The sequence below is a fragment of the Actinoplanes campanulatus genome, from assembly GCF_014647795.1.
GTDB lineage: Bacteria > Actinomycetota > Actinomycetes > Mycobacteriales > Micromonosporaceae > Actinoplanes > Actinoplanes campanulatus.
The window spans coordinates 160,577-184,780 of sequence record NZ_BMPW01000006.1 but is presented as its reverse complement, the minus strand read 5'-3'; the positions used below and the strand labels follow the sequence as shown (position 1 = coordinate 184,780).

23 protein-coding genes and 1 pseudogene are annotated in these 24,204 nt (G+C 70.9%); 7 read left to right on the top strand and 17 right to left on the bottom strand.

The features are described 5' to 3' along the window. Positions 1-134: 134 nt before the first annotated feature. Positions 135-302: a DUF3117 domain-containing protein gene (locus IEZ13_RS13735; protein WP_014447667.1), complete on the bottom strand. Its 168-nt coding sequence runs from the start codon at positions 300-302 to the stop codon at positions 135-137. A gap of 273 nt (positions 303-575) precedes the next feature. Here IEZ13_RS13735 and IEZ13_RS13730 point away from each other — a divergent pair, with 273 nt between their 5' ends. Next, positions 576-1,379: a PaaX family transcriptional regulator gene (locus IEZ13_RS13730; protein WP_183222549.1), complete on the top strand. Its 804-nt coding sequence runs from the start codon at positions 576-578 to the stop codon at positions 1,377-1,379. Beyond that, positions 1,376-2,164: an enoyl-CoA hydratase-related protein gene (locus IEZ13_RS13725; protein ID WP_183222548.1), complete on the top strand. Its 789-nt coding sequence runs from the start codon at positions 1,376-1,378 to the stop codon at positions 2,162-2,164. Before IEZ13_RS13730 ends, IEZ13_RS13725 begins: the two co-directional genes overlap by 4 nt. Here the strand turns inward: IEZ13_RS13725 and IEZ13_RS13720 are convergent. From IEZ13_RS13720 to ndhC, 5 genes and pseudogenes are all read right to left on the bottom strand, one after another. Then, on the bottom strand, positions 2,161-2,667 hold the full coding sequence (locus IEZ13_RS13720; RefSeq protein WP_183222547.1) for a hypothetical protein: 507 nt from the start codon (positions 2,665-2,667) through the stop codon (positions 2,161-2,163). The two genes, IEZ13_RS13725 and IEZ13_RS13720, sit on opposite strands and share 4 nt — an antisense overlap. 4 nt (positions 2,668-2,671) lie before the next feature. Next, a complete protein-coding gene (locus tag IEZ13_RS13715; protein ID WP_275408365.1) occupies positions 2,672-3,244 on the bottom strand; it encodes a DNA-3-methyladenine glycosylase I in 573 nt (190 codons plus the stop codon). Next, positions 3,241-3,747, bottom strand: coding sequence for an SRPBCC family protein (locus IEZ13_RS13710; RefSeq protein WP_183222546.1), 507 nt, complete (start codon positions 3,745-3,747; stop codon positions 3,241-3,243). The genes IEZ13_RS13715 and IEZ13_RS13710 overlap by 4 nt, the downstream gene beginning before the upstream one ends. A 65-nt stretch (positions 3,748-3,812) precedes the next feature. Then, positions 3,813-4,184 (bottom strand): annotated as a pseudogene (locus IEZ13_RS13705) (DivIVA domain-containing protein); the annotation flags it as partial. Between the two features lie 57 nt (positions 4,185-4,241). Next, positions 4,242-4,619, bottom strand: a complete 378-nt coding sequence (gene ndhC / locus IEZ13_RS13700; RefSeq protein ID WP_183222544.1) for an NADH-quinone oxidoreductase subunit A — start codon at positions 4,617-4,619, stop codon at positions 4,242-4,244. Between the two features lie 186 nt (positions 4,620-4,805). Here ndhC and IEZ13_RS13695 point away from each other — a divergent pair, with 186 nt between their 5' ends. Beyond that, positions 4,806-6,659 carry a 2-oxoacid:acceptor oxidoreductase subunit alpha gene (locus tag IEZ13_RS13695; RefSeq protein ID WP_183222543.1) on the top strand — a complete coding sequence of 618 codons (1,854 nt, stop codon included), beginning with the start codon at positions 4,806-4,808 and terminating at the stop codon, positions 6,657-6,659. Then, positions 6,652-7,662, top strand: coding sequence for a 2-oxoacid:ferredoxin oxidoreductase subunit beta (locus tag IEZ13_RS13690; protein WP_183222542.1), 1,011 nt, complete (start codon positions 6,652-6,654; stop codon positions 7,660-7,662). The genes IEZ13_RS13695 and IEZ13_RS13690 overlap by 8 nt, the downstream gene beginning before the upstream one ends. A gap of 49 nt (positions 7,663-7,711) precedes the next feature. On the opposite strand, the gene IEZ13_RS13685 is transcribed toward IEZ13_RS13690, so the two are convergent. Continuing rightward, positions 7,712-8,728, bottom strand: coding sequence for a potassium channel family protein (locus IEZ13_RS13685; RefSeq protein ID WP_183222541.1), 1,017 nt, complete (start codon positions 8,726-8,728; stop codon positions 7,712-7,714). Between the two features lie 94 nt (positions 8,729-8,822). On the opposite strand from IEZ13_RS13685, the gene IEZ13_RS13680 reads away from it, so the two are divergent. Then, complete coding sequence (locus tag IEZ13_RS13680; protein ID WP_183222540.1) at positions 8,823-9,260, top strand: phospholipase; 438 nt, start codon at positions 8,823-8,825, stop codon at positions 9,258-9,260. A gap of 13 nt (positions 9,261-9,273) precedes the next feature. On the opposite strand, the gene IEZ13_RS13675 is transcribed toward IEZ13_RS13680, so the two are convergent. Together IEZ13_RS13675 and IEZ13_RS13670 are read right to left on the bottom strand one after the other, a co-directional pair. Next, positions 9,274-11,898: an ATP-binding protein gene (locus IEZ13_RS13675; RefSeq protein WP_183222539.1), complete on the bottom strand. Its 2,625-nt coding sequence runs from the start codon at positions 11,896-11,898 to the stop codon at positions 9,274-9,276. Between the two features lie 669 nt (positions 11,899-12,567). Then, on the bottom strand, positions 12,568-12,783 hold the full coding sequence (locus IEZ13_RS13670; protein ID WP_183222538.1) for an FmdB family zinc ribbon protein: 216 nt from the start codon (positions 12,781-12,783) through the stop codon (positions 12,568-12,570). Between the two features lie 704 nt (positions 12,784-13,487). On the opposite strand from IEZ13_RS13670, the gene IEZ13_RS13665 reads away from it, so the two are divergent. Then, positions 13,488-14,321 carry a lytic transglycosylase domain-containing protein gene (locus IEZ13_RS13665; protein WP_183222537.1) on the top strand — a complete coding sequence of 278 codons (834 nt, stop codon included), beginning with the start codon at positions 13,488-13,490 and terminating at the stop codon, positions 14,319-14,321. Between the two features lie 92 nt (positions 14,322-14,413). Beyond that, complete coding sequence (locus tag IEZ13_RS13660; RefSeq protein ID WP_183222536.1) at positions 14,414-15,430, top strand: GNAT family N-acetyltransferase; 1,017 nt, start codon at positions 14,414-14,416, stop codon at positions 15,428-15,430. A 304-nt stretch (positions 15,431-15,734) separates the two neighbouring features. Here the strand turns inward: IEZ13_RS13660 and hemB are convergent, their stop codons facing one another. From hemB to IEZ13_RS13620, 8 genes are all read right to left on the bottom strand, one after another. Continuing rightward, entirely contained in the window at positions 15,735-16,724 is a 990-nt protein-coding gene (hemB, locus tag IEZ13_RS13655) for a porphobilinogen synthase (protein WP_183222535.1), read from the bottom strand. A 119-nt stretch (positions 16,725-16,843) separates the two neighbouring features. Further along, entirely contained in the window at positions 16,844-18,430 is a 1,587-nt protein-coding gene (locus IEZ13_RS13650; protein WP_183222534.1) for a bifunctional uroporphyrinogen-III C-methyltransferase/uroporphyrinogen-III synthase, read from the bottom strand. Beyond that, entirely contained in the window at positions 18,427-19,350 is a 924-nt protein-coding gene (hemC, locus tag IEZ13_RS13645) for a hydroxymethylbilane synthase (protein WP_183222533.1), read from the bottom strand. The genes IEZ13_RS13650 and hemC overlap by 4 nt, the downstream gene beginning before the upstream one ends. Then, complete coding sequence (locus tag IEZ13_RS13640) at positions 19,347-20,642, bottom strand: glutamyl-tRNA reductase (RefSeq protein ID WP_183222532.1); 1,296 nt, start codon at positions 20,640-20,642, stop codon at positions 19,347-19,349. The genes hemC and IEZ13_RS13640 overlap by 4 nt, the downstream gene beginning before the upstream one ends. Next, complete coding sequence (locus IEZ13_RS13635; RefSeq protein ID WP_183222531.1) at positions 20,639-21,397, bottom strand: redox-sensing transcriptional repressor Rex; 759 nt, start codon at positions 21,395-21,397, stop codon at positions 20,639-20,641. Before IEZ13_RS13635 ends, IEZ13_RS13640 begins: the two co-directional genes overlap by 4 nt. Positions 21,398-21,629: 232 nt before the next feature. Beyond that, the gene (locus IEZ13_RS13630) at positions 21,630-22,271 is read right to left on the bottom strand and encodes an HAD family hydrolase (protein WP_183222530.1); all 642 of its coding nucleotides are present in this window, start codon (positions 22,269-22,271) and stop codon (positions 21,630-21,632) included. A gap of 11 nt (positions 22,272-22,282) precedes the next feature. Continuing rightward, on the bottom strand, positions 22,283-22,528 hold the full coding sequence (locus tag IEZ13_RS13625; RefSeq protein WP_183222529.1) for a glutaredoxin family protein: 246 nt from the start codon (positions 22,526-22,528) through the stop codon (positions 22,283-22,285). After that, on the bottom strand, positions 22,525-23,964 hold the full coding sequence (locus tag IEZ13_RS13620; protein WP_229794673.1) for a class I adenylate-forming enzyme family protein: 1,440 nt from the start codon (positions 23,962-23,964) through the stop codon (positions 22,525-22,527). The genes IEZ13_RS13625 and IEZ13_RS13620 overlap by 4 nt, the downstream gene beginning before the upstream one ends. Positions 23,965-24,204 lie beyond the last annotated feature (240 nt).

The window sequence follows — 24,204 nt, the reverse complement described above, 5'->3', positions numbered from 1 at the left end:
CGGGAGGACCCGGGTCGGAGAGTCGTCGGAGACGTCGGTCAATCGGATGGTGAACACGGGAGGATGACCTTTCCCTGAGACGTGGAAAGCCCGCCGGTACGGGCGGTACCGTACCGGCGGGCTCGCGTGAAACGTCAGCCGGCGATCGACTTCAACGCGTCACCCAGCGCGTTGGCCTCGTCCGGAGTCATCTCAACGACGAGACGGCCACCACCTTCCAGCGGGACGCGCATGACGATGCCACGACCCTCCTTGGTGACCTCCAGCGGACCATCGCCCGTCCGCGGCTTCATCGCCGCCATCTTGTCTCCCCTCAGACCTACGTCAGGGTCGGTGGGTTGCCCCACAGCCACTTGCTCCTGGAATGCCAGCAGCCCCGTCACGTGCTCAGCCCCACGCGACGCGGTGCTCGTTTCCGACCGGCGGCCGTACAGGCCGTTTCACGTTTCCACGCGTTGCGGCCCACCGTGCCGATCAAACATTTTCCCTGATGAACACCGGCGAACCCAAACCCAGCCCGGGCGGATGTGACAGCATCTAGCATATCGTCTTTTGGGCTGTCACAATGTGCGGTCATGCAGGCGCGGTCCGCACTCTTCGACCTGTACGGCGACTACCTGCGCGATCGCGGCTCCCGAGCCCCGGTGTCGGCGCTGGTCCGGCTGCTGGCACCGCTCGACATCGCGGCTCCGGCGGTCCGCACCGCAGTGTCGCGAATGGTGCGACAGGGCTGGTTGCATCCGCTCCGGCTGGCCGCCGGACCGGGTTATCTGCTCACCCCGAAGGCCGCGCGGCGGCTCGACGAGGCAGCCGCCCGGGTGTACCGAACCGGTCGCGGTGGCTGGGACGGTCGCTTCGACATGATCCTGCTCCACGAGCCGGTCACGCGGCGGGACGCGCTCCGGCTCACCTATCTGGGCTACGGGCCGCTCAGCGAGCAGGTCTGGGTGGCGCCCCGGGCCTCCGAAGAGGTCGAAGCGCTGCTGGCCGAGGCGGGTGCGGGCTACGAGCGTTTCAGCGCGAGCCCCGCGGCGGACGCCACCGGGATCGTGGACCGGGCCTGGGACCTCGCCCGCATCGGACAGTCGTATCGGGAGTTCGTCGAAGCACTACTACCCGTAGTGAAGGCGATCACTCCACGTAGCACCGACGAGGAGGCGTACGCGGCCCGGTTCCGTCTGGTGCACGCCTGGCGGTCGTTCCTCTTCCAGGACCCGCAACTGCCCGCGGCGCTGCTGCCCCCGGGCTGGCCGGGCGTCAAGGCCGCCGGATTCTTCGACAAGCACGCCACCCGGCTGCGCCCGGCCGCCGACCGGCACGTGGAACGGTGCCTGCAGTCGGCCACCCGTGGAGCGCGTGTGGGATTCTCGAACCCATGAACGACTCGCTCCTCGTCGACCGCACTGACGCGGTAGTCACCCTGACCCTCAACCGTCCCGAGGCGATGAACTCCTTCACCGTCGACCTCAAGGAGGCGTTGCGGGACACCCTTGCCGAGCTGGAGGGCGACCGGTCCTGCCGGGCGATCGTGCTGACCGGCGCGGGCGGCGCCTTCTGCGGCGGCCAGGACCTGCGGGAGCACGCGTCGCTGCTGCGGTCGGGCGCGACCGACCTGAACACCGTGCAGGTGCACTACAACCCGATCGCGCAGCGGCTGGCCAGCATGCCGAAGCCGGTGATCGCCGCGGTGGGCGGGATGGCCGCCGGGGCCGGCGCCTCACTGGCCCTGCTCGCCGACTTCCGCATCGGCGGCCCCCGGACCAGCTTCCTGATGGCCTTCGCCAACGTGGGCCTGGCCGGGGACAGCGGCATCTCCTGGTCGCTGCCGCGGATCGTGGGCCACGCCAAGGCGGTGGAGCTGCTGCTGCTCGCGAAGCCGGTGAAGGCCGAGGAGGCGTCCCGGATCGGGATGCTGACCGAGCTGCTGGACGACGACGAGAAGGTGCTGCCGGCGGCCCAGGAGCTGGCCGCGCGGCTCGCGGCGGGTCCCACGGTGGCCTACGGCGCGATCAAGCGTGAGCTGTCCATCGCCACGGCCGGCACGCTGTCCGACGCCCTGGCGGCCGAGGCCCAGGCTCAGGCGATCTGCGGCGCGACCGCGGACCACTCGGCCGCGGTCAACGCCTTCGTGAACAAGCAGCGCCCGGAATTCCAGGGACGCTAGTCCTCGTCGTCTTCTTCCTCGGGGTCCTGGTTCGCCTCGGCCCCGAGGACGAAGGCCTGCATGGCCAGTTCGTCACCGGAGGGCCAGACGTAGGTGGGCAGCTCGGCCGGGCCCAGCTCCAGCACGTGCGACCAGAACTGGCGCACCGCCTCGGCCGGGTTCACCGCCTCGATCGGCATGGCCACGCTCACCAGCCACGGCTTCCGGTCGGACGGGCCGCCCAGGCGCTCGGCGAACCGCCGGAACGTCGCCTCGTCGATCGGGCCTTCCGAAAGAGCGGCCGGGACCGGCTCGTCGAAGGCCCGCCGTAGGTACCACAGCGCGAGACCGCCGTCGGTCTTCTCCACCCGGGCCAACGCCACGACCTGCTGTTCGGCGACCACCAGCACCTCGTCGCCGACCGCGGCTTCGGCTGGGCCGCCCGCCACGGTCACCACATCGTGCTGGAACAACCGCTCGGTCGCCCACTGCTCATCCGGAAGAACTACCGACCATCGCGCCATGGCTTCATCTCATCACGGGCACCCAGCAGTCCGTGAGGTGGTCGTCGACCATGCCGGTGGCCTGCATCAACGCGTACGCCGTGGTGGGCCCGACGAACTTGAATCCGCGCTTCTTGAGCGCCTTGGCCATGGCGGTGGACTCGGGCGTGACCGCCGGGACGTCGGAGCGGGTCCGCGGCCGGTCCCGGCCCGCGGGCGCGAAGGACCAGAGCAGTTCCGTCAGGTCGATTTCGGCCGCCACCCGGGCGTTGTGCAGCGCCGCGTCGATCTTCATCCGGTTGCGGACGATCCCGGCGTCGGCCATCAGGCGCTCGGCGTCGGCCTCGGTGTAGCCGGCCATCTTGGCGATCGAGAAGCCGTCGAAGGCGGCCCGGAACGCCGGGCGCTTGCGCAGGATGGTGATCCAGGACAGGCCGGACTGGAAGGCCTCCAGGGTGAGCCGCTCGAAGAGGGCGTCGTCGCCGCGGACCGGCCGGCCCCACTCGTCGTCGTGGTACGCCGTGTAGTCCGGTGAGCCGCCCGCCCAGAAGCACCGAGGCTGCCCGTCGGCGCCGATCACCAGCCCGGTGTCGGTCACGGTAGCCGCCCCTGCTCGACGAGCCGTGCGAAGCGTTTGAGCGCCCCGGTGAAGCCGATCTTGGAGCCCGGCCAGAGGACCGGCCAGGCGATCTTGCCGACCGCGCCGGGCGGCAGGTGGAACCACTCGTGCAGCACGATCTGGGTCCGGTCGCCGGACATCGCGGTGCACCGCATCGAACCGGGGCCGCGCAGCACCTTGCCGCAGTGCACGACGCGGACCTCGTACGGCTCGTTGACCTTGACCACCCGCAGCTCGTCACGCAGGACCGCCGGGCCGAGCGCGGTGATCGCCTCGACCAGGCTGCCCTCGCCGCCGTCGCCCTCGACCACCCGCACCCGGGTGAACGGGATCCACTCGGACTGCTTCTCCCAGTTCATGAAGGCGGCGAAGACCCGGGACGCGGGCGCGTTGACGATCACCTTGGCGGTGAACTCGCCGGAACCCGCCCGAGCGGCGTCACCGAGCCCGCTACCTGGGCCGGCCCCCGAATCACTGCTCATTGCTTCTCCACCGGCTCCTGGCCGGTGTCCATCGGGATGACCGGCGGCTCCGGGATCGGCGGCAGTCCGGCGACCGGGGCCATCGCGGCCTCCCGGGCCTTGCGCAGCGCGTCGGCGTCCTCGGTGCGGCCCTCGCGCAGCGCGGCCACCTCGGCCTCGAGCACGCCGATCAGCTCGCCCTTGTAGCCGATGTCGTACGCCGCCCGCTGCAACGCCTGGTCCACCTGCTCCATCCGGTAGCCGCGCCAGACGGAGTCGAACCTGGTCCGGGAGATGTCGTCCTCACCGAGGGGACGGTCGCTGGGCAGCGGAACCGCGCGACCGTCGGGCTCGACCGGGGTCAGGCCGGGGTCGCTCCCGCTCAACAGAACGGTCACGCCGAAGACGATCGTCGCGACGACCAGTGCCACGACAATGAAGAGCAGAAGCTGACCCATGCGCACGATGTTGACATGTCCGCATTCCGTAGGCGAGCCCACCACCCATCCGGACGCTCAGGTCCAGGTGAGGATCTTCTTGCGCCAGGCGTACAGGATGCCCAGGGCCAGCACGGCTACGAAGATGCCCATCTCGGCGATGGCCATGCCGCCGAAACCCGGCCGGTCGAAGATCACCGCCCACGGGAAGAGAAATACGGCTTCCACGGCGAAAAGCACATAGAGGTACGCATAGACGTAATACCGGATCTGGGCCTGCGCCCAGTCGCCGCCGACCGGGTCGATGCCGCTCTCGTAGGCGATCCGCTTGCCCGGCGGCTCGGCCGGGTGGGCCGGGCGCAGCAGCCGGTTCGCGCCGAAAGCGGCCACGAACAGCAGCACTCCGGCGAGCAGCAGCAGCCCCAGGGTGGCGTACGAGCCGAGGTAACCGTCCACGATCGGGGAGCCTATCTGACGCAACCAGTGAGATCTGCTAGCTGGTTGTTCATCGCCACGGCTACCGTGGGCAACGGTCCGCGGCCGCTTCGTAAGGAGCGGCGACGTAGTGTGGAACTGACGATTTGCGGGCCGGCTCATCGACAGTCTTGAAGCCGCCGGACCGCGCCTTATGGAGGTTGAATCGTGGCCGCTCCCGCGAAGCGAGTCGAGCAGCTGGACCGGGTGGTAATCCGATTCGCCGGCGACTCCGGTGACGGAATGCAGCTCACCGGAGACCGGTTTACGTCGGAGACCGCCCAGTTGGGCAACGACATCTCGACACTTCCGAACTTCCCTGCAGAGATCCGTGCACCAGCGGGCACCCTTCCCGGGGTCTCCAGTTTCCAGGTGCACTTCGCCGACTACGACATTCTCACCCCGGGCGACGCGCCGAACGTCCTCGTCGCGATGAACCCGGCCGCACTCAAGGCGAACCTGGCCGACCTGCCGGCCGGCGCCGACATCATCGTCAACACCGACGAGTTCACCCGGCGCAACCTGGCCAAGGTGGGCTACGCCGAGAGCCCACTGGAGGACGGCTCGCTCGCCGAGTTCGCCGTCCATCCGGTCGCGCTCACGTCCCTGACCCTAGGCGCCCTGGCCGAGAGCGGCGTCTCGAAGAAGGACGGCGAGCGCGCCAAGAACATGTTCGCGCTGGGACTGCTCAGTTGGATGTACTCGCGGCCGTTCGAGTCCACCCTACGGTTCCTGGAGCGCAAGTTCGCCAAACGGCCGGATCTGGTCGCCGCGAACAAGATTGCCTTCCAGGCCGGCTGGAACTACGGCGAGACCACCGAGGCGTTCTCGGTGCGCTACGAGATCAAGCCGGCCAAGATGCAGCCCGGCACCTACCGCAACATCACCGGCAACCAGGCGCTCGCGCTCGGGCTGGTGGCCGCCGCCGTGCGGTCGAGGCTGCCGCTGTTCCTCGGCGCCTACCCGATCACCCCGGCCTCGGACATCCTGCACGAGCTGTCCAAGCACAAGCGGTTCGGTGTGACCACGATGCAGGCCGAGGACGAGATCGCCGCGATCGGGGCGGCGCTCGGCGCGGCCTACGGCGGGGCGCTCGGCGTCACCACCACCTCCGGGCCGGGTGTGGCGCTCAAGGGCGAGACCATCTCGCTCGCGATCGCCCTGGAGCTGCCGCTGGTGATCGTGGACGTGCAGCGGGCCGGCCCGTCGACCGGCATGCCCACCAAGACCGAGCAGGCCGACCTGAACATGGCGCTGTTCGGCCGGCACGGCGAGGCGCCGCTCGCGGTGATCGCGCCGAAGTCGCCGTCGGACTGCTTCCACGCGGCGCTGGAGGCCGCCCGGATCGCGCTGACCTACCGCACCCCGGTCATCCTGCTGTCCGACAACTACGTGGCCAACGGCTCCGAGCCGTGGCTGCTGCCGTCCGTCGACGAACTGCCGGACCTGCGGGTCGAGTTCGCCACGGCGCCGAACACCGAGGACGGGCGCTTCCTGCCGTACCTCCGTGATCCGGAGACGATGGCACGGCCGTGGGCCGTGCCCGGCACGCCGGGCCTGGAGCACCGCATCGGCGGCCTGGAGAAGGCCGACAAGACCGGTGACATCTCCTACGACCCGGCGAACCACGAGTTCATGGTCCGCACCCGGCAGGCCCGCATCGAGGCCATTCCGGTGCCCGATGTGGACGTCGAGGACCCGGACGAGAACGCGCAGGTGCTGGTGCTCGGCTGGGGCTCGACCTACGGGCCGATCGGCGCCGCCTGCCGGGCCCTGCGCCAGCGCGGCCTGACCATCGCCCAGGCGCACCTGCGGCACCTCTCGCCGCTGCCGGCCAACCTGGGCGAGGTGCTCGCCGGGTACGAGAAGGTGGTCGTCCCGGAGATGAACCTGGGTCAGCTGGCCGCGGTGATCCGGGCGAGATATTTGGTCGACGCGGTTCCGTTCAACCAGGTCAGCGGCCTGCCGTTCACCGCCGCGACGCTGGAGAGCATGCTCGAGGACGTGGTCAAGAATGGCTGAGACGATCGCGCTGAAACTGACCGCCAAGGACTTCAAGTCCGACCAGGAGGTCCGGTGGTGCCCCGGCTGCGGGGACTACGCCATCCTCGCCGCGGTGCAGCAGTTCATGCCGGAGCTGGAGATCCCCCGGGAGAACATCGTGTTCGTCTCCGGGATCGGCTGCTCGTCGCGGTTCCCCTACTACATGAACACGTATGGGATGCACTCGATCCACGGGCGCGCCCCGGCGATCGCGACCGGCCTGTCCGCGTCCCGGCCCGATCTCAGCGTCTGGGTGGTGACCGGCGACGGCGACGCCCTGTCGATCGGCGGCAACCACCTGATCCACGCGCTCCGGCGGAACGTGAACCTCAAGATCCTGCTGTTCAACAATCGGATCTACGGGCTCACCAAGGGGCAGTACTCCCCCACCTCGGAGATCGGAAAGATCACCAAGTCGACGCCGGCCGGGTCGGCGGACTCGCCGTTCAACCCGCTGTCGCTGGCCCTCGGCGCGGAGGCGACCTTCGTGGCCCGGACCATCGACTCCGATCGCAAGCATCTGCAATCGGTGCTGCGGGCCGCGGCCGAGCACGAGGGCTCCGCGTTCGTCGAGATCTACCAGAACTGCAACATCTTCAACGACGGCGCCTTCGACCTGGTCAAGGATCCGGCCACCCGGGACGAGCACCTGATCCGGCTGGAACAGGGCCAGCCGATCACGATCGGGAAATACAACGTGGTCCATCCCGAGGGCAGCTTCGGCCTGAAGGTGCAGGAGGGCGGCACCCCGATCGTCCACGACGCGACCGTGAGCGATCCGGCGTACGCCTTCGCGCTGACCCGGCTCTCCGGTTCCGACCTGAACACCACCCCGATCGGCGTGTTCCGGAACGTGCGGCGCCCGTCCTACGACGAGATCGTCCGCAAGCAGGTGCTCGACGCGGAGGCCCAGGCCACCGGCACCCCCGAGGAGATGCTCGACGGTCTCCTCAACGCCGGCGACACCTGGACCATCCTCTAGCCAGGGTCCGTCCTGTCGATCGCGCCCCGCGTGATCGACAGGACAGACCCTAGACCGACACCCCGTTGGGTGCGGTCGCCTCGTCGCGGATGTAGACGAGCAGGTCGCCGGTCTCGATACTGACGGCCTGCTCACCACCGAGCGGCAGCACCTTGCCCCGGCGGATCAGCGCCACCACCAGGGTCATCAGCTCACGCGGATTGCGGCCGACCTCGGCCCGCTCCGCCGAGCGCATCGCCAGCGCCATGCCCTGCCCCGGGGTGAGCAGGTCCTCCACCACGTCGATCAGCGGCGGCGCGGTGGTGGTCAGGCCGAGCAGCCGGCCGGCCGTCGCGGACGACACGATCACGTGGTGGGCGCCGCTCTGCTTGAGCAGTGCGGCGTTCTCCTGCTCCCGGACCGCCGCGATGATCCGGACCTGCCCGGCGGTCAACTGCCGGACGGTCAGCGTGATCAGGACCGAGGCCTCGTCCCGGTCGGTGGCGATGATGACCGATTTGGCGTTCTTCACGTCCGCGTCGTTGAGCACCACCGACCGGGTGGCGTCGCCCTCGATGACGACGAACCCGCCCTGGGTGGCCTGCCGGACGCCGGCCTCACGGTTCTCCACGATGACGATCCGGGACTTGTCGTAGCCCGTCTCCAGCAGCGCGGCGACCGCGGCCCGGCCCTTGGTGCCGTAACCACAGATGATCACGTGGTCCTTCAACTTGCGCCTCCACTGGCTGACCCTCAGCCCCTTGCGGAACTGGTCGGTCAGCACCTCGAGTGTGGTGCCGACCAGGATGATCAGGAAGAGGACCCGGGCCGGGGTGATGAACAGGACGTTCACCAGCCGGGCCTCCTGGGTCGCCGGGGTGATGTCGCCGTAGCCGGTGGTGGAGAGCGAGACGACCGCGTAGTAGAAGCAGTCGAGGAGGGTGAGCCCGTCCTCGTTGACGTCGCGGTACCCGTCCCGGTCGACATAGACGACCCCGACCGCCAGGAACACCAGGACGCACGCCATCACCAGGCGGACGCTCAGCGCCCGCAACGGTCCCTGTCGGACCAGAGGTAGATGAATCATGGAACCGCCCGCACGCGATCACCCTAACGGTCAAGCTTGAGGTCCTAGCTGTAGGACATCACATCCGTCACCGGCCGCGCGCTGGAGGTCCCGTATGCGCCACATCGCGGTGGTCGCGCTGCTGTTCGCCGTCCTGACCCCGGCCGTACCGGCACAGGCGTCGATGAGCCGTGCCCAGGTGCTCGCCCGCTGGACCCAGCCGACCGACGCCAGCTACACCGCCTGGAACACCGCAAGGCGCCAACCGGCCCGTTGGGCGTCCTACCGCTTCGACTGGTCCACCGATCTGTGCACGCGGGCGCTGGAGGTGCCGTTCGGCTTCGACTTCTCCGACGCCTGCCGGCGCCACGACTTCGGCTACCGCAACTACCGCGCCGAGGGCACCTTCACCAGGCACAAGGACCGCGTCGACGAGGTCTTCCGCGCCGACATGCGCCGCGTCTGCGACGCACACCGCCCCGCGACCCGGCGTCCCTGCAACGCCATCGCCTTCGCCTACCACCGGGCCGTGCGTTCCCTACCCAAGACCTGATCCGGGGAAGGTTCTATCGGATGATCTGAGCGAAACGGGCCGCGCCGTCCTCCAGGTCGGGGTGTTCGACGGCCAGGGCCATGGCGACTATCCGGTCGAAGCCGAGGCCGGCGCCGTCGGCATAGGCCGCGTCGAAGGCGGCGTCGCCGAGCGCCGCCCGCAGCGACATCTGCTGGGCCGACCAGAACGCGCCGAACGACTCGGTACGCCGCGCGCCGCGCGCCACCTCCGCACCGCCGAAGAGCACCGTGGCGGTCGCCGGGTCGCCGCCGAGCGCGCAGCGGACCGCGATAGCCGCCACCGCGTCCGCGGCCGCGCCCCGGAAACCGTGCCGCAACCTCGACCGCAACGCCACCACCAGGTGATCGTGCGCGGCCACCAGGTCGCCCCGGCGCAGCGCCACCATGCCGAGAAGCCAGTCGACGGCCCGGCGGCCACGCGCCTCCGGGCAGATCGCCTCCAGATGCCGGGCCGCGCCGAGCAGGTCGGCCGCATCGGTGAGCGCGTCCCGTCGCCACAGCAGTTCGGCAAGGGTCAGCACGGCGGGCAGCGCGGCGTTCGGAACGCCGGCCCGCTCCGCCTGGGCGATCACCTCGCGACAGCTCTGCTCAGCGGCGGACGGATCGCCCTCCGGCAGCGCCACCCGGGCGGCCCGGACCCGGATCGGCAGCGCCGGGTCGCCGGACCGCCCGGCCGCCTCCTCGGCCCGGGTCAGGAACCGGTCGCGTTCCGCCCGTTCGCCGGTCAGGCCGGCGTGCGTCAGATAGGCGCCGGCCAGGTCGGCGGGCGGCACCGAGTCGTCGTCGGGCAGCGCCCGGTAGAGGGCGGCGAGCAGCTCACGGCCCTTCCGTCCACCGCCGTGCTCGCGCCACCACGGATCCAGCGCGGCCACCAGGCGCAGCCCGGCAACCACGTCACCGATCGCGGCGGCCCAGCGCAGCGCGCCCTCCCACTCGGTCACGAAGGGGGCGAACTCGGTGAGCGAGACGGTACGGCCGGGGTCCTCGGCGACCACCGCGACCCGGTCCAGGGTGTGCAGCGACCAGGTGAGATGCCGGCCGCGGACGGACGGTTCATCGCCGGTGGCCGCGAGGCGGCGCAGCGCGTACGCCCGCACCTGGTCGGACATCCGGTACCGCGGGCCGGGGATCACCTCGACCAGCGACTTGTCGGCGAGCTCGGACAGCGCGCTGAACCCCTCCGCGTCGCACCACTCCACCGTCGCGAGATCCACCGGCCCGGCGAAGACCGCGAGCCGGCGCAGCAGATCCGCGGCCCGGCCGCCCAGCGTCCGGTACGACCAGGCCAGATTGTTGGCCAGGCTGGCGTGCCGGCCGTCCCCGGCCGCGTCGTTGTCCAGCGCGCCCAGCGGGTCGTCGAGCCGCCGGGCCAGATGCTCGGCCGGCAGCAGCCGCAGCCGGGAGGCGGCCAGCTGGATCGCCAGCGGCGAACCCTCCAGCCGCGCGGCCAGCCGGGCCAGCTGCGCGTCACCGTCACCCGGGCGGCCACCCTGCGCGGCCGCCGCACGGTCCCGCAGCAGCGCGAACGCGTCCGCCGGAGCGAGCGGCGGGATCCGCCACACGGTCTCCCCGGCGAGCGCCAGCGGCGCCCGGCCGGTCGCCACCACGTCCAGCCGGCGGCACCGGCCGAGCAGGCGATGCGCCAGCGTCGCGGTCAGGGCGGGCGCCGCGTCGCAGGTCTGCAACAGCACCAGCATCCGGCGCTCGGCGCACTGCTCGACCACCGTGTCGATCATCGGACGGCCCGGTTCCGGGCGCAGGCCCAGGGCGGCGGCCAGGGCGTTGGGCAGGCCCTGCGCCGCGGTCGCGGCATCGATCGTCCAAACCCCGCCCGGGTACGCCGGAAGCAGCCGCTCGGCCACCGCCAGGGTCAGCCGGGTCTTACCGGAACCGCCCGGCCCGACCACCGTCACCAGACGGTTGTGGCTGATCAGCTCGGACAGTTCGGTGATCTCGGTACGCCGCCCGACGAACGGGCTGTGCTCGGCGGGCAGATTGTGCCGGGGCGCCTCGGCGGTCCGCGGGCGCGGAAAGTCCCGCTCCAGGCCGGGCGCGCACACCTGGAAGATCCGCTCGTCGTCGTCGAACCCGCGCAACCGGTAGGCGCCGATGTCCAGCAGGTCCACGGTGGCCAGCGTGGCGGCGGCCGCGGCGCCCCCGCCGGAGGTCGCGGCGAAGGTGGCGGTCACGGCGAGGGCGGTCGCCTCCGAGCAGAGCACCTGACCGCCGTGCGCGGCCGCCGACACCCGGGCGGCACGGTGGACCTCGGCGCTCGCGTACTCCTGGCCGATCGGAACGGCCTGCCCGGTGTGCAGGCCCATGCGCACTTTAGGAATCGCATCACGGCGTGGCCAGTCGTACGCGGACAGTCGCCGCTGCGCCTCGACACAGGCCGCGACCGCCGCGTCGGCATTGGAGAACGCCACGAAGAAGGAGTCACCCTCCGTAAGGAGTTCGACACCATCAAAATCCTTAAACACAGCGCGTAGCACAGCTCGGTGCGCGCCGAGGACGCTCCGATACGCCTCACCGAGCATCCGGGCGAGTCGCGTCGAGCCCTCGATGTCGGTGAACATAAAGGTCACCAGGCCACTGGGTAGCTCGATCCGTCCCGACACGGTGGAACCTCCGCCCCCTTTGGGAAGTCGCGACTCATGCTGCCGTATCTCTGTGTCACCGCCCATCGTAGAAACGGACGGTAATCATTTGCCCGCCACGGCCGACCCCTTACGGAGGACGTCCTGATCGTGGGATCGACCGGAGGCATACGGGACTACGCGTCTCGTAACGAAAGAGATCGAACGCGGAAACGCGGCTGGCGGGCAAAAGCGGCGGGCCGTTCGGGTGTACCCGAACGGGTCACACTTTCGCCACCGCGCGCGAGCGAGACGTCACCGGCCGAAGTCGACACTGATCATGGTCATTCCCTTGCGACGCCATCCCCTCACGGTGCCGCCGTCGTGATGCTCTTCCGCGATAAGCCTCGCCGGATCTTCGTACGTTCGCTGAATATTCACCAGGGTGTCACCCGGGCCATGCGTTGCGTCGTACTCCACATCGGCGTGTCCGGGTTCCACTCAGCCACACATGGTCGAGCCGCCCGGACATCAACCGGATCTCCCCGGCTGGCTCTCAGCGCTTTCTCAAGCCCCGCGAAACAGCCCTGGGAGCCAGCCGGGGAGGTGCGGTGTGCTTTGGGCTCGGCGGGAATGGGCGGTGGCCGCGGGAAGTCCGGGATCGACCACCGCGCGGCCGGCACGGAGCGGACGCGCGGTGATCGACGGGGGTCAGCAGCCGCAGCCGCCGCCGCAGCATCCGCCACCGCCGCCGCCACCGGCGGACGGGGCCGCTCCGCCGCGACCGGTCACGGCAACGGTGGAGAGCAACTTGACGGTGTCGCCGTGGCCCTCCGGGCAGGTCGCCGCGGCGGCGGCCTCCCGCATCGGGCGACTGATCTCGAAGGTGGCGCCGCAGGAGCGGCAACGGTACTCATAACGCGGCATCCGACCAGCGTAGGGCCCCTGTCCCGGGGCGTGTAGAGGGAGTTGTCCACAGGGCTTCGGCGGCCTCCCCGGGAATGGTTTCCGGCGGGTAGGGTCGACGCGTGGCGGAGGTGCGGAAGAACCCAGCAGAGCGTCCGGAGCTGCGACCCGCGGCACCGCATAAGGGCGGGCCGCTGGGCAGTTCCGGTGCGGCCCCGAAGGAGGCCGCCGCGTCCGCTCCCCCGTCGTCCATCGATCCGACCGCCACACCGGCTGACGCGGCATTGACGGCCGAGGCCACTACTCCGGCGGCCGCTACCTCCGCCTCACCGGACTCGGTCCACGCCGCTTCCGGGTCGTCCGGCCCGGAGAAGCCGGCGGCGGCTGGGGAGAAGGCCACCGGGAGTGATGCGGTTGTGGCCGGCGACGGGGAGAAAAGGGCCACCGAGACTGGGAAAGCCTCGGACGGAGCCGCGAAACCGGGAAACCCCGCGGAATCGACTGCGACCGAGAGCGCCGCACCGGAAAAGGCCCCGGACGAAGCGGCTAAGGGCGCCGAGGCCGCGACCACAGGAGCGGCGAAGGGTTCCGAAGTCGGGGACTCGGGAGCGGCGAAGGGTGCTGGGGCTGGGAAGGACGCTCGACGGCGGCGGTTTCGGCCGGGGTCTGCCGCCAAGCGGGCCGCGCGCGGGACGGCGGCCTGGGCCAAGGGGCCCAGTGGACGGGTGGTTCTTCCCGGCGTGCTGCTGGCGGCGCTCGTCGTGCTGGCGGTGACTTCGGGGGCCTATCTCGTGCCCAAGGCGCTCGAGGCGGTGCCCGCGCCGAGCGCGACGCCGGCGTTCGGGACGGATGGGGCCTCGGTGCCGCCGCCTGTCTGGGCCTCGCCGGGTGGTGTGCCGGGCGGTGGGGTGGTCAGCGCGCCGCCGAGTTTGCCGGTGCCGCCGACCGGGATCGGCGGGCTGCCTCAGCCGACGGTGGGCAACACCCGGCCCGCGGATGCGCTGGCGGGCTGGGCGTCGGAGATCGGCACCCGGGTGAGCATTCCGGTGGTGGCGGTGCAGGCCTACGTCTATGCCGAGCTGGTCACCGCGCAGACCACGCCCGGCTGCCATCTGAACTGGACGACGCTCGCCGCCATCGGGGAGGTGGAGTCGTCGCACGGCAGTGTCAACGGGGCGGTGCTGGGCGCCGACGGGGTGGCGCTTCCGGCGATCATCGGGCTTCCACTGGACGGCCAGGGTGGGCGGCAGCTGATCCCGGACACCGACCAGGGCGTGATGGATCTGGACAAGACCTACGACCGGGCAATGGGGCCGATGCAGTTCATCCCGTCCACCTGGAAGGAGACGGCGATCGACGCCGACCGGGACGGTGTGGTGAACCCGAACGACGTCGATGACGCCAGCCTGACCGCGGCCGTGTACCTCTGCAAGGGCGGCCGCGACATGTCCAACGCCGACTCCTGGTGGGACGCGATCCTGTCCTACAACGCGGTCCGGCCGTACGCGGAGAAGGTGTTCCGGATCGCCGACGACTACGGACGCCGCAGCAAGGCGTGATCGACACGCATTCCGCGACTCAGCGTGAGCGTAGCTGCACTTTTGCGTGGTCAGCACTTCCCTCAAGGTCTCACAAACGGCACGATGTACCCGTGAGGGTGCGTGAATGGGATCCCCGCTCCGCGTCCGCGGCCGAGGTCCGCTCGCTCGTGGAGACGGTGAATGCGGTCCTGGCGGCCGACCTCCCGGACGATCCACCCTGGCGCGACGTGCAGGTCCGGGACTATCTGGCCGAGACCATGCCGGGCGAGCGCCGGATCACCTGGGTGGCCGAGGACGACCGGCTCCCCGAGGGGGAGAGCAAGATCTTTGCGCATGTCAGCATTCTGCTGCTCGGCGACATCGGGGTGCTCGAGGTGCTGGTCCGGCCCGAGTTGCGGCGCCGTGGCCTGGGCCGGCAGCTGGTGGCGGTGGCGGCGCGCCGGGCCTATCTGGAGGGCTTCTCCTCGATCGGGGTGGAGGCGATCGGCGGCACCACGGCCATCCCGTTCTACGAGTCGCTCGGCTTCGAACGGGAGTATGTGGAGACCCGCGGCGTGCTCAACCTGGACTCGGTGGACTGGCTGGCCCTGGGTGGCATGGCCAGCGGGATCAGCCCCGGCTACCGGATCGAGTACCACCCGGGCGGCCCACCGGATCATCTGCTGGGGGCCTACGCGCAGGCCAAGGCGGAGGCGCAGCACGACGATGACGACCTGGAGCTGGCGCCCCGCTCGTCCGATCCGCAGCGGCTTCGCGACTCCATCGAAACGCTCCACCGGCGTGGCCTGAAGCCGTTCATCGTTCTGGCCATCCATGAGGCGACCGGTGCGGTGGCCGGGCTGACCGAGGTGGTCGTTCCCGCGCAGCATCCGGAGCGGGCCGACCAGTACGACACGATCGTCGTCCGGGAGCACCGCGGCTACGGCATCGACCGGGCGATCAAGGCGCGGATGCTGTTCGAGCTGCGGGCCGCCGAGCCGACGCTGCGCCAGGTCCAGACGTGGAACGCGCAGCACAACGAGTCGATGCTCAAGGTCAACGCCGAGCTGGGCTACCAGTCCGACCGCGACTGGTACGAGTACATAGCCGACGTCACACAACTGGTCCAAAGCCTCGAGCCCAGCTGAGCCTGATTGCTCCGCTTCGCTCCGCGGCAAAACGCCTTGTAACCGGTGTCGAGGCAGGTGATCTGCCGCCGCCAGCAAACCCCGCTGGCGTCGGCAGATCACTTGCCTCGACACCGGCGGCGTTTTGCGGGGGTGCTGAGTGCACCGCTGTGCGGGCGAGAGTGGTCTTGTTTTGTGCCGGACCACCGATCTACGCCCGGCGGGCGCGGCACAGGCTTGACCCCGCAGCCGGATCGCGTGGCTCGGCGGGGCGGCCATTCTCGCCGGGGGCGGGAACGCCGTACCGGGAACGGTTTTGAACTCTCTAAAAACGCGAGCGGAGCAGTTGGGCGACCTCGGTGGCCCAGTAGGTGAGGGTGATCTGGGCGCCGGCCCGCTTGATCGAGGTGAGGGTTTCGAGGATGACGCGTTCGCGGTCGATCCAGCCGTTGGCGGCGGCGGCCTCGACCATCGCGTATTCGCCGGACACCTGATAGGCGGCGACCGGCACGGTGACCCGTTCGCGGATCGCGGCGATGATGTCCAGGTAGGGCAGCGCCGGCTTGACCATGACGATGTCGGCGCCCTCGGCGACGTCCAGGTCGACCTCGCGCAGGGCCTCGCGGACGTTCGGCGGGTCCTGCTGGTACTGGCGGCGGTCGCCCTGGAGGGTCGACTCGACGGCCTCGCGGAACGGGCCGTAGAAGGCGCCCGCGTATTTCGCCGAGTAGGCGAGGATCGCCACGTCCTGGTGGCCGGCCGCGTCCAGGGCCTTGCGGATCACGCCGATCTGGCCGTCCATCATGCCGGACGGGCCGACCATGTGGGCGCCGGCTTCGGCCTGCGCGACCGCCATGTCCGCGTAGATCGCGAGGGTGGCGTCGTTGTCGACCGTGCCGTCGGCGGCCAGGACGCCGCAGTGGCCGTGCGAGGTGAACTCGTCCAGGCACAGGTCGCCCATGATCACCGTGCTGTCGCCCAGCTCGGACCTCAGGTCGCGGAGGCCGACGTTGAGGATGCCGTCCGGGTCGAGGCCGCCCGAACCGGTCTCGTCCTTGTTGGCGTTGTCCGGCACGCCGAAGAGCATGAGGCCGCCGACGCCCGCGCTGACCGCCTCGGTCGCGGCCTTGCGCAGCGACTCGCGGCTGTGCTGGACGACTCCGGGGAGGGAGCTGATCGGCTTCGGCTCGGTCAGGCCCTCTTTCAGGAAGAGCGGCAGGACCAGCTCGGACGGAGCGAGCCGGGTCTCCTCGACCAGGCGGCGGATGGCGGGCGTGCGCCGGAGACGGCGCGGGCGGATGTCAGGGAAGGACATCGGGCGCTCCTAAGCGACAAGCGACAAGCGACGAGCGACAAGCGACGAGCGACGAGCGACGAGCGACGGGAAACGAAGAAGCGCGCCGCTTTCGCAAACGGCGCGCTTCGTTCAGTGGATCAGCGGAATCGGAGGGCGGTCGGGCCCTGCACCTTGGAGCCGCGGCGCTGCTTGGCCGGCATCGCGGCCAGCTTCTCGCGCAGCTCCAGCGCGTACTCCGCGAGGGCCTCGACCAGGTCGGGCACCGAGGCGTTCTGCGGCTGGGTGTCGACCCGGAGGCCGAACTCCACCGCGGTCTCGGCGGTCTTCGGGCCGATCACCGCGACCACGGTACGGGCGTGCGGCTTACCGGCGATGCCGACCAGGTTCCGGACGGTCGAGGACGAGGTGAAGAGCACCGCGTCGAACCCGCCGGACTTGATCGCGTCCCGGATCTCGGCGGGCGGCGGGGCGGCCCGGACCGTCCGGTACGCGGTCACGTCGTCCACCTCCCAGCCGCGCTCGATGAGCCCGGCCGCCAGGGTCTCGGTGGCGATGTCGGCGCGCGGCAGCAGTACCCGGCCGACCGGGTCGAGGATCTCGTCGTGCGGCGAGAACTCGGCCAGCAGGCCGTCGCTGGACTGCTCCCCGGTCGGGATCAGCTCGGGCTGGATGCCGAAGGCGCGGACCGCGTCGGCGGTGGCCTCACCGATGCAGGCGATCTTCACACCACCGAAGTGGCGGGCGTCGAGGCCGTGCTCGCCGAACTTCTCCCAGACGGCGCGGACCGCGTTGACCGAGGTGAAGATGACCCACGCGTACCGGCCGTCGACCAGGCCCTTGACCGCGCGCTCCATCTGCGCCGGGGTACGGGGCGGCTCGACCGCGATGGTCGGCACCTCGCACGGAATGGCGCCGTAGGCACGCAGCCGGGCGGACATGGCGCCGGCCTGCTCCTTGGTCCGCGGGACGAGCACCTTCCAGCCGTACAGCGGACGGTTCTCCCACCAGCTGAGGGTGTCGCGCTCGGCCACGTCGGCGCCGACGGTGAGCACGACCCGGCCGGTGAAGCCGAGCGCCGCGGCGACGAAGCTGTCCACGGTCGAGGTGGTGGTGTACTGCGTCTCACCGGTGCCGTCGCCGGTCACCGCGACCGGGACGCCCGGCTCGACACCGGCGGCGAGCAGGCCGTCACGGACGGCGGCCAGGTCACCGGCGTCCACCGCGACGGCGAAGGAGCCCTTCTGCGCGGCGCCGGCGAGGGCGTCGAAGTCCAGGGTGGTGACGTCGTCGACGTCGGCGGCGATCCGGACGCCGGGCAGCGGCACGCCGGCGTAGGCGGCGACGCCCTCGGCCTGGCCGATGCCGGGGATCACCTCGAAGTGCACCGCGGTACGCGCGACCGCCTGCACCTCCTTGACCACCGTGTCGTGGCCGAACGGGTCACCGGCGACGAGGTGCACGGCGGAGAGGCCGGACTTGGCGGCGGACAGCAGCACCTTGGCGACGTCTCCGGGCGCGCCCTCGGCCGGGCTGAACTGCGCGTCCTCCTTGGCGTCGGAGCGGATCGCGCTGAGCAGGGTATCGGGCACGCCGCGGTCGTAGACCACCTGGTCGGCATCGGTCAGCGCCGCATACGCGCGGCGGGTCAGCAGCTCCGGGTCGCCGGGTCCGGCGCCGATGAACGCGATGCGTCCGGCTGGCTTACGGGCGGTGCGGGTGGTCATTCTGTGCTCCCCATCAGGGTATCGGCTCCGGCGTCGAGGAGATCGATGGCAAGCGCCTTGCCGATCTCCGCCGCGCCGGCGGGCGTTCCGGTGCGCGACAGTCGGATGGCTCGGACCCCATCCGGGCTGATCACCGCACCGCGCAGGTAAATCTCGTCACCGTCGTCGCCTTCGGCGATTTCGGCATGTGCCGCGACCGGGGCGGAGCACCCGGCCTCGAGCGTGGCAAGCATCGACCGCTCCGCCAGCACGGCGGCCCGAGTCGGTGCGTGATCGAGAGCGGACAGCAGCTCGATCAGGTCGGTGTCGTCGGCCCGGCACTCCACCGCCAGCGCGCCCTGGGCGGGGGCGGGCAGCATGAGCATCGGGTCGAGCGTCTCGGTGATCTCCGCGGACCGGCCGAGGCGTGCCACACCGGCCCGGGCCAGAACGACGGCATCGAGGTCGGCCTCGGGTCCGAGAACCCGGGCGATGCGCGAGTCGACATTCCCTCGAATCGGCGTGACCTGCAAATCTAGCCCCAAAGCGCGGATCTGCGCGATACGGCGCACCGCACCGGTGCCGATGGACGAGCCCGGCGGCAGCTCCGCCAGCGTCAGTCCGTCGCGGGCGATCAGGGCGTCACGCGGGTCCTCCCGCAGCGGTACGGCGGCGATGTGCAGCCGTGGGTGCTCGCCGGTGGGGAGGTCCTTGTACGAGTGCACGGCGAAGTCGATCTCGCCGGCCAGCAGCGCGTCCCGGAGCGCGGAGACGAAGACCCCGACGCCGAGCCGGGCCACCGGAGCGTCGGACCGGTCACCGGGGGTGACGATCCGGACCAGCTCGACCGGGCGGCCGGTGGCGGCGGTCAGCGCGTCGGCGACCATCTGTGACTGGGTGAGCGCCAGGGCGCTGCCCCGGGTGCCGAGTCGAAGCGTCACGGTTTCCCCCCGATCTCCGGTACCGCGTTCGCCTGTGTGGCCAGCGGGACGTCCAGGTCGAACAACTCACGGAGCAGGGCCGCGTACTGGTCGCCGCCGGGTTCGGCGGCGAGCTGCCGGACCCGCACGGTCGGCGAGTGCAGCAGCTGCTGGACGACCCGGTGCAGGGTACGGGAGACGTCGCCCCGCTGCTCCTCGGTGAACTCCGGCCGCCGGGCGATCAGCTTGCGCATCTCGGCCGAGACGACCTCCTCGGCCCGGGTCCGCAGGGCGGCCACCGTGGGCGCGATCTCGGCGCCGCGCAGCCAGCCGAGGAAGTTCTCCACCTCGGTGGCGACGATCTGCTCGACGGCCGCGGTCTCGGCGGCGACCGGGTGGGCGCGCCGGCTGGTGGCGAGGCTGTCGATGTCGATGATGTGCACGCCGGGCAGACCGGCGGCGTCCGGTGCGACGTCGCGGGGAACGGCCAGGTCAAGCACCACCAGCTCCCGGCCGACCCGCTCCAGGCGCTGCCGGGTGAGCACGGGCACGGTGGAGGCGGTGGCGCACACCACGAGGTCCACCTCTTTCAACACCGCGTCGAGCTCATCGAACCGGACGGCGATCGCCCCGTACGCCTCGGCGAGCCGGTCGGCGCGCTCGTGGCTGCGGTTGGTGATCCGCAGCGGCCCCACACCGGCCCGGGTGAGCGTGGCCACCGACAGCGCGCCCATCGCCCCGGCCCCGATGACCAGCGCGGAACGCCCGGCCAGGTCGGCGCCGAGGTGCTCGGCGGCCAGGTCGAGGGCGGCGGTCACGACGCTCTGCCCGGCCCGGTCGATGCCGGTCTCGGCGTGCGCCCGCTTGCCGACCCGCAGCGTCTGCTGCATCAGCTCGTGCAGCAGCCGGCCGGCCGAGTCGACCTCGGTGGCCGCGTGGTACGCGTCGCGCAGCTGGCCGAGGATCTGCGCCTCGCCGACGACCATCGAGTCGAGGCCGGCGGAGACCCGGAACGAGTGGCGGACCGCCGCCTCGCCGTAGTGCACGTAGAGATGGCCGGCGAGCTCGCTGGCCGGGATGCCGGAGTGCTCGGACAGCACGTTGCAGATGTCGCCGAGGCCGCCGTGGAAGCCGCTGACCGCCGCGTACACCTCGACGCGGTTGCAGGTGGAGACGACCACCGCCTCACCCACGTACGGCTGGGCGACCAGGCGTTGCAGCAGACCGGGGACGGACGGCTCTCCGATGGCGAGGCGCTCGAGGACCGCGACGTCGGCCGTGCGGTACGAGGCTCCGATGCTCAGCAGGTTCACGAACCGACCGCCTTCTGATTGTCCGGCAGCTTGTCCGGGCTCGCGGCGGCGGACCGGCCGCCCGGGAGGGCGGTCAGAGACGCCTTGCGGTGCTCGTGGAACGAAAGGATCTGCAGCTCGATGGCGAGATCCACCTTACGGACATCGACGTTGGAAGGCACCGACAGAACGCCCGGCGCGAAGTTGAGGATGCTCGTCACACCGGCGGCGACCAGCGCGTCGGCGACCGTCTGGGCGGTGCCGGGCGGGGTGGCTATCACACCGATGGCGATGGACTCCTCGGCCGCGATCCGCTCCAGGTCGTCGATGTGCCGCACGGTGAGGCCGTTGATCTGCTCGCCGACCTTTCTCGGGTCGGTGTCGAAGAGGGCCACCACCCGGAAGCCGCGGCTGGCGAAGCCCGCGTACCCGGCCAGGGCGTGCCCGAGGTTGCCGACGCCGACCAGGCAGACCGCCCGGTTCTCGTCGAGGCCCAGGATGTACTCGATCTGGGCGACGAGCAGGGAGACGTCGTAGCCGACGCCGCGGGTGCCGTAGGACCCGAGGTGCGACAGGTCCTTGCGAAGTTTGGCGGAGTTGACCCCGGCGGCGGCCGCCAGACCCTCACTCGATACCGTCTCCGCGCCGGTCTCGGCGAGGTGATGGAGGGCGCGAAGGTACTCCGGCAGTCGCGCGATGGTCGCCTCCGGTAGATCCGGGAAGGCCGGGACGCCACCGGCCTCGCCGGGCGTGCTTCCGTGACGCTGCTGACTCATCTGACTCCGTGCCGACGAGGCGAACCTGCGGTGAGCCCTGTCTGTGCGATACCGGTGAAACCCTCGTGGGGTGGCTGTGGTAGCGGGGCTCGTCGGAGTCACAGAGTAGGCGCTTGTGAAGGCGTGCACAAATCGCGATCTTGTTGGGACAATTGGACAAGATCGACCCGGCTGTGTTAGTCGGGCCGACCCGTCGAGTATTACCGCTCGACCCCCGCCAGGGCCACCTGGCTCAGAGTGACATGGCCATCTTTACCGCCTCCACCAGCGTGTCGGCGACCGGACGGCCGGATTCCCGCAGCCGGGCCGGGTGGGTGAACCCGCCGGTGTAGAGGACCGCGCACCCGCCGACCGCCTCGGCCGCGTCCGCGTCGTCCAGCGAGTCGCCGATCAGCACCACATCTCGCCCGGCCACGCCGAGTTCGTCCAGGTGAGCGGCGAGATGGGCGGCTTTGAACCCGCCACCGAGCTCGGCCCGCAGCCCGTCGACGCGGGCGAAGAGACCGGCCAGCCCGTACCCCTCGACGGCCGGGATCAGCTCGCTGTGGAACCACATGGACAGCAACGACTGGCTGCCCGGCCACGTCTTGATCGCGGTCATCGCGTCGGCGGCCAGCGACACGTCGGTCAGCCCCAGGCGGTACGCGTCATGGAAGATCCGGTCCAGCCGGCCGAACTCCTCCTGGTCGACCGCCCGGCCCAGCATCTCGGCGTAGAACTCGGCGACCGGCCGCCGGAAGGCCCGCCGATGCTCGTCGGCGTCCACGTCGCGGCCGCCCACCGCGGCGAAGGCCGTATTGGTCGACGAGACCACCAGGTGGAGGTCGTCGAGCAGGGTTCCGTTCCAGTCCCAGACCAGGTGCTTTGACGTCACGGGAAGCGAGGCTACAGTCGCGGCTCGCCCGGCTGCCGGGCCAGATCCCGCAGCAGGCGCTCCTCCTCGATGCGCCAGTAGCCGTGCTCCTTCCCGTCCAGCAGCAGCACCGGCACCCGGTCGCCGTAGTCGCGCTCCAGCTCGATGGACGAGTCCACGTCGACCTTCGTCCACTGGCCGGGGGCGATCCGGTCCAGCGTCTGCTCGGCCACCTCGCACAGGTGGCAGCCGTCCCGGCTGATCAGGGTGAGTCTCACAGGTCGGCCTTCCGGATCTTCCCGATCGGCGAGCGCGGCAGCGTGGCCACCAGCTCGATGCCGGGCAGCTTGAACCGGGCCAGCCGGGCGGCGCAGTGCGCCCGCAGCTCGTCCGGGCCCGGCGCCGGCTCCCCGGCCGGCACCACGTAGGCGTGCGGGCGCTGCCCGGTCTCCGGGTCGGGCAGCCCGACCACGGCCACGGCGGACACCGCCGGGTGCGCGATCAGCACCCGCTCGATCTCGGCCGGATAGACGTTGAAGCCGTTCACCAGGATCAGCTCGCCGATCCGGTCGACCAGGACCAGGTCGCCGTCGCCGTCGGCGTAGGCGATGTCGCCGGTGGGCCACCAGCCGTCCGGGCCGGGGCCGCCGCGCCCGTCCGGCCAATAGCCGGAGAACAGGTTCGGCCCGCGGACCACGATCTCGCCCGGATCGGTGCCGGCCGACTCCGCGATCTCGAGATCCGCGTCGACCGAGGCGGTGCCGTCACGCCACAGTTCCAGACCCGAGGGGGTACGCAGGAGCAGCTCGACACCGGGCAACGGGCGGCCGATCGAACCGCTCTTGTCCCGGTGGCTCACCGCCGTGGTGGTCAGCACCGGGGCGGTCTCGGTCAGCCCGTACCCGATCAGGACGGCCCGGCCGGTCAACTCGCGGAACCGCGCCGCCACGCTCTCCTCCAGCGGCGCCGCGCCGCACACCGCGGTGCGCACCGCACGCAGCGCCGGAGCGAGAGCCGGCAGGCGGGTCCAGGCCTGGTACATACCGGGCACGCCGACCGTGACGGTCACCCGGTGACGGGTGATCAGCTCCAGCGAGGCGGCCGCGTCGAAGCGCTCGGCCAGCACTCCGGTCGCCGCGTGGTGCGCCACCGTGCCGAGCCCGGTGTTCAGCCCGTAGGCGTGGAAGAACGGCACCGCCAGCAGCACCACGTCGTCCGGCCCGACCACCGGCGGCTCGATCCGGTCGAGCTGCTCGTGGTTCGCGGCGAGCGCGGCGTGGGTCAGCATCGCGCCCTTCGGCCGCCCGCTCGTGCCCGAGGTGTAGAGCAACACCGCAAGATCATTTTTTCCGGGTACGGCGTCCCGCGCGAATTCCTGGACCCCGCCGGGCAACGGCTCCTCGACGACCAGGGCGGCCGCCGAGTCGGCGATCGCGTACTCCCGCTCGTCCGCGGTGTATTGCGGGCTGAGTGGCACCGCGACCCGGCCGGCCCGCAGGGTCCCGAAGTAGGCGGCCGCGAAGTCGACGGTGTTGCCGAGCAGCAGCGCCACCCGGTCGCCGGGCGCGGTGCGTGCGGTGATCGAGGCGGCGGCCGCGGAGACGCGGCTGTCCAATTCCGCCCATGTGATGACAATGTCCCCGGCGATCAGCGCGGGCCGGTCCGGACGGCGGCCGGCGGCCTCGGCGACCGGGTCTCGGGCGGGTTCCTCCACGAGGCCCGAGTCTGGCACAAAGCGCGCCCGACCGGGACAGCGGACAGCGGGTGCGCCGTGTACGCGGCTTGTTCGGCAAAAGTTGACCTTGAAGGCCATTGCCGCTTTCGCGTCGTTCGCGGCTTTTCGCGTAGCGCACACGGTGTGCGACTCCCCGTGTCCGAACTCGGCGATACTTCCGCACTGTGTAACGAATCCACACCAACGGGTGAGGTCGACCGGCTTTTCAGCGGGTTGCCC